We start from the raw sequence: 15,227 nt of genomic DNA on the forward strand, positions 1-15,227 counted from the left end.
GCGTCCGGCGGAAGGGGCAGCGAATGCCGAAGGCGTTCGCGGGGTGTCGGGGGCGAAGCCCCTGACCGCGGGCAAACTCCGAAGGAGTTTGCATAACCGCGCTCTTGTTGTTTTCTTCGGGCGCTTCGCACCCTCTGAAAACCCTTTGAGAACCGGGCTGCTCGCTGTGCTCGCTTGCCCCTGCAATCAGGGTCCCATGCACGCAAAAACTGTCAACTTTTTAGCCAAAAGCAAAAGCCGTGCTCGCTGCTCGCTCGCGCCAGGCATTGGGGCGGTGCCCCCTTGCCTTCGGCCTGTTTTCTGGTTGCATTGGTTATCAGGGCTATTTTTGAGCGTGTCGTGGTAGATGTTGAGAAGCAAAAACTAAAACTCTCCAAACTGCTGGAGGTGGCTGCAAAGGAGCAAGCCAAACTCTTGCTGGCGGAGAAGCAACAGAAAGCACGGGAGGCCCGTCAGGTCGCCCGGGAGAAAGCCAAGGAGCGTGCCAAGCTGTTCCGCTCGGCCGATGCACACCGAAAAATCGTGCTGGGCGGGCTGACGATTGCCGCCGAAGCCGATGGCTGGGACCCGGCCGAAATCGTCGGGGCGCTGCTCGTGATTGGCGAGCGGATGGCCACGCACCCGAACGTGCGGGGCCAGCTCCGCGAAAAGGGTATTCAGCATCTGGAGGCGCGGGCGGCAGCCCGTGAAGGGGCGCGGTCATGAATCGCCCCAAGACCCCCGACCCGTTGTTGGCCCGACAGATGGAAGCCCTGCGCGCCCAGTTCCTGGCCAATGCGCTGGGCCTGCCGCTGCCGTATTTCTACGCCACGTCGGATTTTCTGGCAGAGGTGAGTTGCTGGTGTCTAAGCTGCCCGATGAGCGCCAGCAGGAAGCGATGGCCGCGTTGAAGGCCATCGCTGGAAAGGTTTAAGCCCGTTCCTTGGTTCGGTTGCTGGGCTTGCTGTCAGGCAGCTCAGTCAACAGGGGGCGCAAGGCGTCCAAGTTGAGCGCATAGGCCAGCACCGACAGGCCGGGAGACTTGCCGGCACCGTGCAGTTTCTCGGCGGCGGTGAATTCCCGGCTGTAAGTCGCATGGTGTTCGTCGTCCAGTTCGTGGCCGACGATTTGGGCCCTCATTTCCGAGGCGACGCCAGCGGTCTGCATCTCCTGGATGACGCTCTTGCGCAGACTGTGGAAGCCGCGTTTGGCTTTCGGCCAATCGGCAGACAGCTTGCCCATGTAGTAGCCGAACGCTTTGGAAATCCAGTTACCGGGCCCGTTCTTGGCGTTGGTGGCGGCTTGCGGGAACAAGCGGGTATCGCCACGGTCCCGCAGCCGCTGCACGTAGTTGAGGAAGCCTAGCGCCAGCAGGTCGGCGTGGATGGGCACCACCCGTTTGGAGACATCGCTTTTAAGCCGCTGGTTCTCGCCTTCGTCGGTCACGTGGAGGACGGGCACGCCGTCGGCCTCTGCCACGTCCGTCAGCAGTAGTTGCCCGACTTCGCCGGCCCGGCCGCCGGTGTAAAGGCCCAGCAGGGCGGCCCAGCGTGTGCCGGGGGAAAGCCTGGCGACCTGCTCGGGCGCGTAGAGAGTGTGGATCTGGGGCAGGGTGAAGGCCTTGAAGCCCAGCTTTTTCCGCTGGCGCTTTTCCTTGGCCGTGTAACGCACGTGACCCTTGGCCGGGTTGTCCACGGTCGGGAAGTGGCCGGATTTGGTGGCCCAATCGAAGAAGCCGCCCGCACCGCCCAGGTAGGACTGTTTGTTGTAGATGGAGGGCGTGCTGTTGCCCTTGTCGCGCAAGTGTTGATAGAAGCGCGCCATGTCAGGCCGGCCGATGGTGTGCACCTGGTGGTTGCTGCCGATGTAGTCCACCAGCATGTTGATGGCCGTGCCCTTGATGGTCAGGGTCTTGGGGCTGGTGAACGCCTCAAGGCTTTTCAGCCATGCGTCGCGCGCCTTGCCCATGGAAATGGCTTCGGCCACAGTAGCGGCCGGAGCCGTTGGCGCAGGTGCAGCAGGTGCCGGAGAGGGGGCAGGGGGCTCGTAGCCGTCCAGCATGGCCATGAGCGGGTCCTTTTCATACATCGCTGCCAGTTCGGCATTGCGACCGCGTGGGGCCGTGGCTTGGCGGTAAAGCCGGACGTCGTCGTCGTTGTCCAGTTGCCAGCGCTCGACGATGGAGCCATCGGCGCGTTGCGTGCGTTCCAGCGTGAGTTCCGGCAGACGGCTTTTGCTCAAGCGTGCAATCAACGCGTCCACGTCGTCCTTGCTCATCCCTGTGTCCTGTATGGCGGTGAAAGCCGCAGCATAGCGGGCGGACAGCTCCAACGCGGCCAACCGTGCGGCCAGCAGGTCAGCGCCCAGCGAACGCTTGAGGAAAGCGCGTCCAACCCTTTCACGCAATGCAGAGGGAACGCGGATGCGGAAGAGGTAACGGCCTGACGCGGCCTGCGTAAGGTAGTGAGGAAGTGCCATCGGAGTTGTGCCCCGATTTGTGCCCTGCCCGCGATCTTTTAGCCAACAAAAAACCCCTGTAAAAACAGGGGCTTATGTAATGCTGGCGGAGAGAAGAACTGCTCGGGCGATGCCCAACGGGGCCCAGCCGATCTCAACCTTTGAAAATTCTAGCACGCGGTTCAGCAACTTAGCTACAGCTGCGTACCAATCGACCCCAACGACACCTAAAGGAAGCAAACATCAAATGGCATACTCGATGGCATACCGGAAACAGGGGGGCCGAGGAAGGACATGGGATTGATCACGGATGCAAAGGCTCGCAGCCTGAGCCCTGGCGGTCAGGCTGTCCCGCACGGAGGCATAACTGGCCTGACGCTGCATCCGTCGCCCTCACAGAAGGGGCAGGGTAAGTGGGTGCTGCGCTACGTCAGTCCTGCCACGGGCAAGCGACGCAACGCCGGCTTGGGTGCCTACCCCGAAGTTGGGATTGCTCTGGTGGGTAAACTGGCGCGAGAAATGCGCGAGCAGATCGCGAGTGGGCAGGATCCGTTGGAGGTTAAGGCGGCTGACCACGCTAAGCCGAAGACACCGACCTTTCAGGAAGCAGCGGAGCTACTCCACGCGGAACTAAAGCCCGGGTGGAAGAATCCCAAGCACGCACAGCAGTGGCTTAATACGCTGACTGAGTACGCGTTTCCACGGATTGGCTCCCTTCCCATCGACCAGTTGCAACCGCGGCACGTTGCGGATGTCCTCCGCCCCATCTGGCTCGACAAGGCAGAGACGGCAAGTCGCGTGAAGCAACGGCTACACGCGGTAATGGCGTGGGGTTGGGCGCACGGATTTAACCAAGCCAACCCGGTCGATGTCGTAACACATCTGCTTCCGCTGCAGCCGGGAAAGTCTGTCCGGCAGGAGCATCAGCCAGCAATGCCCTGGGCGAAGCTTCCATCGTTCGTGAAAGCAGAACTTGCAGGAGCTGGCGAGTACGAAGTCACGCGAAATGCTTTGCTGTTCCTGATCCTGAATGCCAGTCGTTCCGGCGAGGTGCGCGGGATGACGTGGGCGGAAGTGAACCTTCGCGCGAAGCTGTGGACGATTCCTGCTGCTCGCATGAAGGCCAAACAGCCTCATCGAGTGCCATTGTCGGAACAGTCCGTCAAGCTGCTCAGGCGCCAGGAAGGCCATCACGACGAACTTGTCTTTCCCTCTGTGCAGGCTCGTTCGGTCATGTCGGACATGACGCTCACAGCCTTGTTGCGGAGAGCGAACGCACCGAGCGACACGCCTGGGCGTATTGCGACCGCCCACGGCTTCCGCTCGAGCTTCCGCGACTGGTGCAGCGAGCAAGGCTATGCCCGTGACCTGGCAGAGCGGGCGTTGGCGCATACGGTCAAGGACAAGGTCGAGGCCGCCTACCACCGCACAGATCTCTTGGAGCAACGTCGTCCGATGATGCAGGCCTGGGCCGACTTTGTTCACCCACCTGCAAAGAAGCCCAAGAAGGATGCCTCGCCGCATGACGCCTGAATCGCCAGCCATTCGAGTCCGGCCCTTAGCCAGCATGCTTGACGGGAACGACCCTGTTGAGTTCGTTCACAGGCTCCTTGAGGCTGGATACGACAGGTTCTACGTCAAGGTCCCGAAGGGATTTCGGGTCAGCCTTCTCTCCATTGACCCCTTTCCTCCTGGGTACCAGCTTCTGTGGCCCCAGAAGTCAACCCAAGGTCCCGTGCGGGCTGATGGCAATCAGGCCCAGATACGGTATTTGCAGCTCGATACATCGCAGTTGCGTGACGTTCTCGAATATCCCCCCATCGCATTGCACCAATTCAGTGCGGGAGGTCTGGAATCCGCGTTGACGCACGATGGCATTCCCTCAATCGATTTCAAGTATCGAAAGGGTTTGCTGGGTTTCCTCTTGCCCACCGAGCGGGCCATCGCCGACAAGGTGCCAACCGAGTTTGATGCCAGCTCGGGTGCTCCTGTGGTCGTGAAGACGTTGAATCGCATCAGAAGCCAGTATTCGTACATTCTTCACGGGGTCAGTTTCAAGGATGTTTTCGTTGAGGCGCCCGCACTTAGTGACGCCTTGGAAAGCACGCCGACTGCTAAGGATGTGCTTGTGCCAGCCTGTGGAGATGCGCCGGATGACCCCTATGGGCTGAAAGATTCGTCGTCATTGGTATACGAGATCCTCCGCAAAGCCTATCGAAATCGAGGGAGGGCGCGCAGTGAGATCGATGCGCCATCGCTTGCGGCAGAATTTCGAGAGTTGAATGCCGGCTACAAGAAGAATCCCAAGCCTTTCAACGACGGTCGGCATGAGCTCGCGGCGACGCTCGCCAACCCCGGCTACAACTATTCGTCCGAGGGCCTTGGGGAGATTGATCTTCCCGAAGAGGCCGTAGAGGTTCCGGCGGATACATTCCTCGATCAGGATTTCATCAATCATAAGCTCAGAAAACTCCTATATGCCGCCTGCCGTTGGAGTGGTGCTAAGGAACCAGGACTCGGCGGCGATCGGGAAAAATTGGTGGATCTCTTGGTTGGTCTTGGCTTCTTTGACCGGGAAGACAGTGATCAGGTGCAGTCGTTGGTTTACTTCATCACCGGTGAAAAGTACCGGCGCAACAAGCACAAGAGCGACTTTAGGCACATCCGCAGCGATCGAGGGTGACGCCAAGCCGGGGATGGGTAACGCGCACACCCGGTCATTTTCCATTTCGCCAAGACTTTGGGAGACGCGTGTGTGCCAGCAAGGGGATGAACAATCATGAGCACGCTGGCCGACCAGCTGAAGACATTGGGCTTACAGCCGACCGAGCGAGAGGTTGTGGACACTAGGAAGACCAATTCCAAGACCGGTGGTCGGCCGCTAGGATCTGGTAAGAAGCCACAATCTGATGAGGGAATGCTCTTCTTGAAGCTGCCACGCTTCGGAACTGTGGCCAGGCTCGACGAAGAACGGGGCTTCGGCTTCATCTCTGGTGGCGCGCGCGAGGACGTGTTCTTCCACTTCAGGGGATATCCGGGCCGGCTACCTGACGGAAGAAAGCTTCCCCCTGTGGGATCGCAGGTGCTTTTCATTACGGGCAGCGACCCACGGCGTCCACACGAGCCCAAGAAGGGTGCAGTCTTGTGGGCGCCCGTCGAAATCTCTTCAGCTTCGCTAGGGAATGCGCCCACGGATCAGACATCTGTGGACGCTTTGCGGCGCAAGCGCCTAGGTGAGTTGCCGCGGGATGCGCTGTGGGGCCTGTTTGAAACAGCGTGGTACGCGAAGCCGTGGGGTGGAAATGCGCCGGCACCCACCGACCTGGAAGACGAGGTACTGGGACAGGTCGTCTGCGAACGTCTGGCCGAGATGTCGCCGGCTGATCTGGAAGCACATCAGGTCAGTAGCCGGCTGGCGAAGTCGCACTACCAGTTTGCTGCCTGCCTGTCGCCCGGTAGCCCCGCTTGCGCGTTCACGCGGATGCTGGAAGTGTTCGAGCCAGCACAGCTGGCCGTGCTGGGGACACCAGACCCCTCGTGGATTCAACGCCAGAGGCTTTCTCCGGACGCCCGCTCCCGCCTCCTTGAATGGCACCTGCTCAGCCGGGCCTTGTCGAAACCGCGTGGCAACTGGGAGTCCTGTTTCCCAGGAGCCGAGGCATCCGAGGTCGAGCTGGCAACGCGTTTCCTGGCCTACGACATCCCGCGGGATGCGTTCATCGATGCTTGGCTGGACAGGATCGTGCGTAACGGATTGCTGTCCGAAGTACAGGCTGAAGCGTGGGCGGACCGTAATCTCGATCTATCGGTTTCGCTGTTTCATCGACTTCCAGCCGCGCGCCAGGTTTCTCTGGTGTCAGGGTGGCGGAAGAATCCGGCAGGGCTGGACAAGCAACTCCAACAGGAACCATCACGTGCAAGGACGCTGCTTACCGCTGCGTCACTGGCGTTTGACCTGGAAACCGACGGTAAGCGCATCTGGGAAATCGGCTGCGCACGCAACGGACAGGCCAGCCTTCTTCACGATGAGCGTAGCGGGACCGACCTGGATGTGGCCATGGCCGACCTGGGGCAGCGAGTCCACGCTGCGCCATTGGTGGTAGGTCACAATGCCCTGGCATGGGACTGGCCGATTGTTGCCCGCTACATCGCGCCGACTTCGGTGCCATTGATCTGGGACACGTTGCTCATCGGGTACCTTCTGGAGCCGCAGGCGGCGTCGCACGCGCTCGGTGGGCGGCATCATGCGGACCGGGATGCACTTGACACTTTGCAGCTGTTCAAGCGACAGCTAGAGGGCCTGCCTGAAGATATTGCACGCAGGGTGTTGATCGGCGAGTTCACCGATTCTGCCCGACTGCTGGATGCGGTCATTGAGGCCCAGCGGGGCGTCCGCGATTTTGCCCGAGAGTTCCCGGGCTTCATGACCGCGGAGGGAAGCTCGCCTGCGAAGCTGGTCGTCGTGCCCGAGAGCAGGCTCGGGGAGATCGACTGGGTTCCGGGCGCGTCGGTGGTCTCGGCGGACCCCAGCGAAGGGCTGGCGGCCGAGTGGCGGGAAGTTGACGTTGCCTTGCTTAAGAAGGCCCTGCCGGCAGACGCCGCGTCCGACCCGGCTGCTCGGGTCCTGGTGGCTGTTGGGGAGCAGGCTGCCGCGCAGGGCATCGCGCTGCGGCGGAACATGATTCCGGTCTGGCTGCTTGAACGTGACGCCCGCCTGCGGTCGGCGGTCGACATGGCGTGCGTAGTGCCGAAGGCCGGTTCGGGCTGGCGTATCGCGTCGTTGCCCGCCAGCGTTGACTGGTGGGCCAGCAGGGATCCATCGTCCTGCGTGGTGACCGGGCTCAGCGATGATGTTCTCGTGCTCGATCGACGGAAGGTTGCGCAAAGCGATGTTGCGCAGATGCTGGGTGAAATGCCCGCAGCGCCATTCATGCGTATCGGTGAAACCGGATCTGCGTTGCGATGGTTGCTCGTCGACCGTGCCGCACACGTGCTCGACTCTCGAGGAGGTCTGGCTGCATTCACGACGCTCCCCGTCAGCGATGCGGCGATAGTTCGTGCCGAGGGCGCGCCGGTTCCGTCATGCCGTCCGAAGGTTGCAACGCGGCGCCATCACGTGTTGCATCCGCGGGCCGAGGACCAGGGCAGCTACTGGGCCGATGTGCTTCGTACGTTCAAAGAAGTGGCGACGTTTGGAGCGGGAACCGTTCCGATTCTCCTGATTGCGAGTACCCAAAGCGAGGCGCTGCGTGATCTATTGACAGTTGGGCTGGCGGAGATCGGGCTTGGTGAGGTGAAACCGGAACACCGCAGCCAACGTGAACACATGCTTCGCGCCTCGAGTGGTGGCCTCGCGCTGGTCGACGTGGTCGACCAGTGGCCCGTCTGGCAATCGCTTGCCCAGTCGGCAGGCGTGGTGCTGCAACCTGTGGTCGAGGCACTGCCGATCGAGGAGTGGCATGCCTGTGCGGAGACGCGCATTGCCGCGCAGGCAGGTTGTGATTCTGGGCAAAAGACCGAGAAGGCGGGCGGCGCCACCGTCGTTAGTGGCGCTGCTGTACTTGAGTCTGCGCCTGCCTTGTTGCGGGCCCGGTTGCATGGATGGATGGCCGATGTGGGGCTGTCAGCGTCGCAGCTCCCCACCATCCTTATTGATCCGCGCGTGGGCGACATGGCCAAGGGGCTGTCGAACTTGGCGGACTCGTTCCAGCTTGTGGAGACGCCATTCCTGGCTGAGCAGGCGCAACGGTTGGAGCTTGTGTTGTCGCCGTTCAAGCTGGTGCGAGAGGTGGCTCCTTCCGGCATCGAGGCTATGGAACGCTTCCTGGTGGCGAACTGGCAGCCTCGAAGCGGGGGCGGTGGGAATCGCGTCACCGGCTTCAAGCCGTCGCAGAAGATTGCGATGGAAGCCATCTGCGAACGCTCCGCTAATGTTCTCGTCTCGTTGCCGACGGGCGAGGGCAAGTCGGTGCTGTTTCAAGTTCCCGCGCTCTGCCGTGGCCTACGCAATAGACGGCTGACATTGGTCATCTCGCCGTTGAAGGCCTTGATGCGGGATCAGGTGGAGCGCCTGCGGGAGCAGGGTTTCTCCGAGTCAGTCGACTATCTGAGCGGTGATCGACCGCCCAGCGAGATCGCCGAAGTGATCCAGGGCGTACTCGATCATCGCATCGTGCTGCTGTATGTCGCGCCAGAGCGGACACGCAGCAGTGTTTTCCTCGATGTGCTTCACAAACGCATGCAAGCTGACAAAGGCTTGGAGCATGTAGTAGTGGATGAAACCCATTGCGTGAATCAGTGGGGATACGAGTTCAGGCCGGACTACTTTCATGCGCTGAATCTGTTGCTGCGCATGTGTCGTGCAATGGATTTGAGTGAGCCGACGCCTTTCCTGTTGCTGTCGGCAACGATCACCGCGTCCGACAGGGTCCGTTTGCAGGCCGTCATGTCCGGAGATTCCGGAGAGACGGGATCTCCACTGCCGCTCTTGGCAAGGCCGGACTCGTTCTCCAATCCATTGCGAACGCATATTGCCGTTGAGCCGCGTCGTGTGCGTGGCATGCTCAACGACCGGCGGAACTTTGACAAGGCACTGGCGGAGCGTCTGCCTCACATCGAAGAAGCCGTATCGGCGGCACGGCGCAACCGGGCGTCGACGGGTCAACGTAGTGCCGTCATAGTTTTTGTATCCAGCCGATACCACGCGGAGGTCGTGGCGCAGCGGCTTGCCCGGGCCACCAGCGGTCAGGTCGACTACTACCATGCGGGCTTGGATGCAGGCTCGCGGGAAGAGATCTACACGCGCTTTCTTGACGGTGACCTTGATGTCCTAGTGGCGACGAAGGCCTTCGGCATGGGCATGGATATTCCGGACATCCATTGGGTCGTGCACCTTGCACCGCCGGGATACATCGAGGACTACCTGCAGGAGGTTGGCCGGATCGGGCGCGGGGAGCGGGAGCGTAAGAATGCGCAGCTCGAAAAGCTTTCCGCCACGCTGCTATTCTCGGATCAGGACTTCGAGTCGATCCGGGGTTTGCGGGCGCGCAGCGCCCTATCCCTTCCAATCATCAGGGATCTCCACGAAAAGGTGTGCGAGCACGCATACCAGGTGGATGGCCAGCAGCTCGCGATCGTTCCTGCCGAGGGCTACGGCACGCCACAGAACCCCGTGGGGCAAAGTCCGGCCGCCAGACGCGCGGCCGCGACGCGAGTCAGAATGGGGCTGTACTGGCTCGAACGGGCCGAACGCGTCCGCCTGTGCGGTTCCGTCCCGGATCTGATTGAGGTGACTGCCTACCCGTCCTCGCTTGAGCGGATATCCCAGGAGGATGGTTTGGCTGCTGAAGTAGCCGGTTTGATTCTTAAAATTGGTTCGGTGGACACTTCGCTTGCAGGTGCATCCCTTGGAGGCGGCTCCGTTTTTGGCGCTTCTCCAACCCCGGCAGGACTTCTCGGCGGCACGATCGACGTGCTCGGACGGCTGTTTTCCAGCTTGTCCGACACGGTGGGCATGCTGTTCGATGGCTCGGCAAGAACTCCGGCGCGGTCGCTTCCAAGCCCACGTCCCGCACACGCCGGGTTGTCGAGCGGTGAGGCCGCCACGGCAAAGACGGTGATTCTCAATCTCTCCCAGATCAAGCTGCGCAGCAGTGCGATCAAGTCGATGGGAGATGTGCTGGCAGTCCTAGGCGACCTCGAAAAGCGTGGGGCTGTATCGCTGAATCGCGAGATTGACGTTGTTCCGCGCAAGCTTGCATCTGAGCCATCCACCAAGATCAGCGAGCTCTTCCAGTACGTCGATGGCGGAGTAGCCGAACTCATACGCCGGCTCGCGAAGAACGGACGAATCGAGTTCTATCCGTTTGAGATGGTCGAGGACGTAGAGGGGCCGCGGGTTGGCGATGACAAGCGCCGGATGTATGAAAGATTGTTCATTAACGGCTTCAGAAGCCTTGCGCGTGCATCCGGAGTCAAGCTTCGCCAACTGGTTCGGGCCGACGATAAAGTCATCTGGGAGGCAGTGCTTCCGCGGGCGTCATGGTCCAAAGCAGATTCCAGACGGCAACGTTACCTGCAGGGGGCGAAGTCCCTGTTCGCGGTCGTCGTCAACCAGAGATCGATCCCGATTTCGAAGATTGTGGATCAGCTACGTGCCGGAAGCCATGACGGCCGTTTCCGCGAATCTGACTTGAACAAGGTGACGGGGCTTCTGTCGGCAATGAGCCTTGTCAGCATTTCGCCGGAGTTGGTTCCGCTGTCACATGTCGTAGCGGTGTCCGATGCCAATGGCAGGCTTGAGGATCAGTCGGATATCTGGGACGAGCTCAGGCAGGTCAATGAACTTGCAGAGGCACGAAATCTGGCAATGGAGGTGTTCGCAAACGTGAACACCGATGCCCATCCGGCCTTCATAGAAGGGTATTTCGATACCGCGGATGGGCCTGCGATCAGGCACTTCCTTGATTCGCAACTCGGTGAAATAGTCAGCGAGGATCCGGACGGTCCCTCCACCTTGCTCTTAGAGATGCAGGAAAAACTCCGAGCCACGAAAGCGGTTGAGTTCTTCGAGAGATTCAGGGTCTCGGAGGAATCGGCGCAATGGGAGGTGGTCAAGGCACCGTTCGACCAGCACATCATGGTCAACGCGGGTCCAGGGGCTGGCAAGACCTTTGTCCTTGTAGGAAGAATCGCGCACTTGATCCGGGAGCAGAACATCGATCCCTCGCAAATCATCGTGCTTGCGTTCAACCGCGCAGTCGTCTTTGAGATCAGGCGACGGATTCGCGAGCTATTCAAGTCGCTGGGCTATGCAGCCTACGCAGGGCGCCTGCGTGTCTCGACCTTCCACTCCTTGGCCATGCGGACCCTGGCGCGGGAGGGGGTTGAGATTACTAGAAACAATATGCAAACCCTGCTGTCAGATTTTGCCAGTCGGCTGTCGAAAGATCCTTTGTTCGCCCAGAGGGTAGCCGGCGGCGCACGTTGTGTCCTTGTGGATGAATTCCAGGACGTGACGGATGACGTGTATCAGGTCATCAAAAACCTCCACGCCGGCAGCGGGTCCCGGGCAGGGGTCATGGTGATTGGTGATGACGACCAGGACATCCTGCGCTGGCAGCGGAAGAATGATGGTAGTGCTCATCAGTTTTCCGAGAAGTATTTTGATAAGTTTGCGAGTGATTTCGGGAGAGGCAGTTTCCAGGAGTTTCTGCTGGGCGTGAATTTCCGATCTGGCGAGAGCATCGTCGAGCGCAGCCAGCTGATGATCTCAGGGTTCTTCGAGCGCACGAGCCGCTCCCGGCGCCTGAAGACATCCCGGTTGAGACCACGCATGGGAGCGCCGGAAGGGGCGTGCCAGGCCATCGAGTGGAGCGGCCGAACGTGGGGCGAGGCGGTAGAAAGCACCGCATCGTTGCTGACGGAGCTGGCCGGCCGCGAATGCGAGTCGACTGCCGTGCTCTGTCGTTCGAATGCTGAGGTCGCTGAAGCGCACAGGCTGTTGAGCCAGGGGCAGCCGAGACTGAGGGTGCAAGGGGGCGCCAATCTGCGCGTAGCCGATCTACGGCACGTGGCGCTCTGGTTGGACCATCTTCGGGAGGCTGCTGCCAAAGGCGACGCCGCACTTTCAGAGGATTTGCGGCGAGAGATCTTCAACCGGACGGTGCAAGCTGGAGGTGTTCCGGAATACTCTAGGCCGGCTACGTCCGACGTCACGCTGGACGATCTGTGGGAGCTGTGCTGCCGCGAGCGTTCATTCCCCCATCTTTCCTCGCTCGTTCAGTTTGTCGATGAATTGAGAACCGATGAACTCGTGCGGTTGCTGGGGACGGTCGATGAAGCGTCAACGGCAGTAGTTTCGACACTGCACAAGGTGAAGGGGCTTGAGTTCGACAACGTAGTAATTCTGCCGTCGATGATTCAGTTCGGCGTTGCAGGGTGGGATCGACTGGGACCGGATCTCCAAGGCGATGCCGCGGAAGAGGCGCGGCTGCTGTATGTGGGAATGACCCGGGCCAAGAGGAATCTGACGTACTACCGCGGTGATCGCGAGCGGAGCTGGGGAAGGAAGGATCCTGTGCCGTATGACGGCCTGCGCACAGACGGCCAGGTGTTGATCGGTTCAATGGAGGATGTCTCGCTCGGTTGGGCCATGCAACGCAACGCATTCAACCCAACTCCGGATGAGTGTCAGCGCTATATCGAGACTGAGGTCGCGATAGGTGATCCAATCGTGCTTGGCGGCCGGGGGGGCGGTGCGTTCAAGTCCTTCATGCATCGAGGGAGTTCAGGACAATTGACACAGGTCGGCTTTCTTGCGAAGCAACATGCAGTCGGCGGACCGAATGCTTCGCTGAAAGTCAGTGCGGTCCTGCGGTTCCGGCCGGACTCAATCGACGAGACGCTGGCAGACTGTGTTCGTGATCGTGGCTGGGGGTACGTTGTGCTTGTTTCGGGGCGCCTCCGCTGAGGTTCGCTAGATTCCTAGCAGCGTAACCACGGCTCCTGCGTGCTCCCCGGGGCGTGTCAAGAGAAAGGGCCGGCAAGCCGGCCCTTCGTCTGGAAGCTAGATTTGAGGTCACTTTTTCAACAACTCTCGATCAATGGCTGAAGTGTCCAGGCCGCTGCTCCTGGGCGCGCCACGGCCGCTGTGACCCTTCGGCATGACTCCCTTGCGCAGGTTGCGGATCCCCTTCTTGCTCGCGGTGTCGGCGTCCTCCTCGCCTTCCTGGGACTTCGGCGGGCTGGGTTTGAGCTGCGTGGTTTCCTTGCACAGATACTCGATCGCCAGGCGCAAGCCGCGCAGCTTGTCCGTATCCGTCGGATGGATCAGACCCAGGCAGTTGAAACGGTACTGATCCGTCCGGGTGTAGCAGTTGAAATAGCTCGCCTTGTACTTCTTGCCTGTCTCGCCGACATCCACCCCATCCTCGTACTCCCCAAGGCCGCAGCGGCGGACCCAGTCCTCTCCGACCATGCGGGTCAGATTGGCAGCATCGCGATGCTTGTGCCCGTCTAGGACGATGAGGGCGTGGAAGTGGATGCCACGATCAATCCCGTCCTCGCGCTTGCTAATGTAGCCGAGGACGTCGGGAACGATTCGATTTTCGCGCAGGGCGCGCAGGAACCGCGCGTAATGGCCATCGGCTTCGCGCGTGTAGCCCCAGCCCTTGAACTCCGGTCGGAAGTACAGATCAACCCGCAGGATCAGCAGCTGAGAACGACGTTGGAACTGTGCCGCCAAGTAGTCGCAACAGCTGGCGATGTTTTTTTCTTCGTTGCGCATGTAATTGTCAACTTCGCTCTTGTAGGCCTGGCTACGGCATGCTTCGCGGATCGAATCGACCGCCACTTTAAGAATTTGACGCATTCGTGGATCGCTCAATACAGGATCTCCGTTTCGAGTGTGGGACCACAGCTCTTGGGCGTATTGATCGACTACTTTCAGTACGACGGTTAGGGGAGGATTGAAGCGGTGGTGCTTGTAGTACTCAGCACTGTCTTTGTTGTAGCTCTTGCAGACGTTGAAGATTGCCTTGCCGACCTTGCCTAGCCGATAGCGAGGCAGTCCTCGTAGATCGTAGGTGACTTGAATTGGCGGCTCATCGTTCAAGGCGATGTCGCCTACAAGTTTCTCTGCCCGGAGGAGCCAGTAGATAAACTGGTGCTCTTGCCCTATGAAAGAGTATCCGTGCCGTTGGGCTATCTTGCGTACGTAGAGATGATGATCACGTTCGACTGATGTGAGCAGCATAGTTTTGCTTTCGGGGGCGATGCTGAAGTTCAGCATCTGCTCTTTAGGTACATCAGAGTCGAGTGCGATCGTCTTGGTGTGTGATGAGGCATGATTGATCGTGCTCATGTCGATGGCTCTCAAAGATGTTCTTATTGCTTGGATAACAGATAAGGGCTAATAAAATAAATAAAGGATATAAACCGGAATTCGAGCAGGATCGATTTCCTATTGCTGCTGTGTAAAGTGAGAGGAAAATTCCGTCGAACCGGGTATTTTTTTGCTGACTCGCCGCGTCGACTTAGTGAGCTATTTACATGCGACGGAAATTCTCCATGCGGCTTTCCAGCCACTCGTCGATGACGTACTCGATCCATCCCTTAGCGGAACTGCGCGAGCCGCCAGCACCCAATGGGACGGGTCGAGGAAACGTCTCGTCGTGCCAGCGGCTCGACGGGTTCAGGCGGTTATCGATGGTGCTCTCGGAGCACGAGAGCTTCTTCGCCAGGTCCTTCTTGCGCAGGACTCGCATGGAACGCGTCAGTGTGGGCGTGGGGCCCTCGGTACCGACGTTCGGCGAATTGGTCGTGTGGGTTGTACAGTTGTAGTGAATGCTCATAACGCGGTCTCGGTGCAGCGACAGGCCCCTTGCCTGCCTGCGGCCACAATGCCCGTTCGCTGAGCCGATTAATAAGGAGCGGAAAGCTGAGATCGGCGAGAAAAAAGCTGGGGAAAATTGATCGCTGCGCGGGCATCGGACCGACGCTTGTTGCCGAGCGCGGGCGATCTAGTAGCCAGGACCTGGTAAGGAATCAACTTGACGACCCAATCCGGCCCAAGTGACGGTGGTTCCGCGCTGAAGGTGCTGGACTGTCGTAGCCGGGCCAGCAGTAGGCTCGGGTTATTGACCTCACCGGTTCTGGTGGCAGAACGGCCCAGTGCCGGGGGTGTCTGGATCGTGGCTTGCTGTACGGCCTCACTCTGTCCGGGTGATTTCCACCAAAGTGGCTTCTCCAAAGGTGATGCCCATGGCGGGGGGGGGGGGGGAATCCCCCCC

General features: G+C 60.1%; 8 protein-coding genes. 5 read left to right on the plus strand and 3 right to left on the minus strand.

The features are described from left to right. Positions 1–174 precede the first annotated feature (174 nt). Both HMPREF3113_RS01530 and HMPREF3113_RS01535 read left to right on the plus strand, forming a co-directional pair. Positions 175–705 carry a conjugal transfer protein TraD gene (locus HMPREF3113_RS01530; protein ID WP_254665221.1) on the plus strand — a complete coding sequence of 177 codons (531 nt, stop codon included), beginning with the start codon at positions 175–177 and terminating at the stop codon, positions 703–705. Beyond that, positions 702–890, plus strand: a complete 189-nt coding sequence (locus tag HMPREF3113_RS01535) for a hypothetical protein (RefSeq protein WP_005408295.1) — start codon at positions 702–704, stop codon at positions 888–890. Before HMPREF3113_RS01530 ends, HMPREF3113_RS01535 begins: the two co-directional genes overlap by 4 nt. 19 nt (positions 891–909) lie before the next feature. Here HMPREF3113_RS01535 and HMPREF3113_RS01540 read toward each other — a convergent pair whose 3' ends face one another. Beyond that, positions 910–2,457, minus strand: a complete 1,548-nt coding sequence (locus HMPREF3113_RS01540; protein WP_070470379.1) for a site-specific integrase — start codon at positions 2,455–2,457, stop codon at positions 910–912. Between the two features lie 273 nt (positions 2,458–2,730). On the opposite strand from HMPREF3113_RS01540, the gene HMPREF3113_RS01545 reads away from it, so the two are divergent. The 3 genes from HMPREF3113_RS01545 (at position 2,731) to HMPREF3113_RS01555 (ending at position 12,907) form a co-directional block, all read left to right on the plus strand. Next, the gene (locus tag HMPREF3113_RS01545) at positions 2,731–3,969 is read left to right on the plus strand and encodes a tyrosine-type recombinase/integrase (protein WP_043033702.1); all 1,239 of its coding nucleotides are present in this window, start codon (positions 2,731–2,733) and stop codon (positions 3,967–3,969) included. Further along, positions 3,959–5,119 carry a hypothetical protein gene (locus tag HMPREF3113_RS01550; protein WP_254665222.1) on the plus strand — a complete coding sequence of 387 codons (1,161 nt, stop codon included), beginning with the start codon at positions 3,959–3,961 and terminating at the stop codon, positions 5,117–5,119. The genes HMPREF3113_RS01545 and HMPREF3113_RS01550 overlap by 11 nt, the downstream gene beginning before the upstream one ends. Positions 5,120–5,215: 96 nt before the next feature. Next, positions 5,216–12,907 (plus strand): UvrD-helicase domain-containing protein, encoded by a 7,692-nt coding sequence (locus HMPREF3113_RS01555; protein WP_083298675.1) that lies wholly within the window; start codon positions 5,216–5,218, stop codon positions 12,905–12,907. A 108-nt stretch (positions 12,908–13,015) separates the two neighbouring features. Here HMPREF3113_RS01555 and HMPREF3113_RS01560 read toward each other — a convergent pair whose 3' ends face one another. Together HMPREF3113_RS01560 and HMPREF3113_RS01565 are read right to left on the minus strand one after the other, a co-directional pair. Continuing rightward, positions 13,016–14,299, minus strand: a complete 1,284-nt coding sequence (locus tag HMPREF3113_RS01560) for a YagK/YfjJ domain-containing protein (RefSeq protein WP_070470382.1) — start codon at positions 14,297–14,299, stop codon at positions 13,016–13,018. A 184-nt stretch (positions 14,300–14,483) separates the two neighbouring features. Then, on the minus strand, positions 14,484–14,789 hold the full coding sequence (locus HMPREF3113_RS01565; protein WP_070470384.1) for a helix-turn-helix transcriptional regulator: 306 nt from the start codon (positions 14,787–14,789) through the stop codon (positions 14,484–14,486). Positions 14,790–15,227: the final 438 nt, after the last annotated feature.

This window comes from Stenotrophomonas sp. HMSC10F06, from assembly GCF_001807865.1.
GTDB classification, from domain to species: domain Bacteria; phylum Pseudomonadota; class Gammaproteobacteria; order Xanthomonadales; family Xanthomonadaceae; genus Stenotrophomonas; species Stenotrophomonas bentonitica_A.

Excerpts from the sequence above, each read along its gene's own strand:
- HMPREF3113_RS01540 (WP_070470379.1), bottom strand. The coding sequence starts at position 2,457 with ATGGCACTTCCTCACTACCTTACGCAGGCCGCGTCAGGCCGTTACCTC.
- HMPREF3113_RS01565 (WP_070470384.1), bottom strand. The coding sequence starts at position 14,789 with ATGAGCATTCACTACAACTGTACAACCCACACGACCAATTCGCCGAAC.
- HMPREF3113_RS01535 (WP_005408295.1), top strand. The coding sequence starts at position 702 with ATGAATCGCCCCAAGACCCCCGACCCGTTGTTGGCCCGACAGATGGAA.
- HMPREF3113_RS01560 (WP_070470382.1), bottom strand. The coding sequence starts at position 14,299 with ATGAGCACGATCAATCATGCCTCATCACACACCAAGACGATCGCACTC.
- HMPREF3113_RS01550 (WP_254665222.1), top strand. The coding sequence starts at position 3,959 with ATGACGCCTGAATCGCCAGCCATTCGAGTCCGGCCCTTAGCCAGCATG.
- HMPREF3113_RS01555 (WP_083298675.1), top strand. The coding sequence starts at position 5,216 with ATGAGCACGCTGGCCGACCAGCTGAAGACATTGGGCTTACAGCCGACC.
- HMPREF3113_RS01545 (WP_043033702.1), top strand. The coding sequence starts at position 2,731 with ATGGGATTGATCACGGATGCAAAGGCTCGCAGCCTGAGCCCTGGCGGT.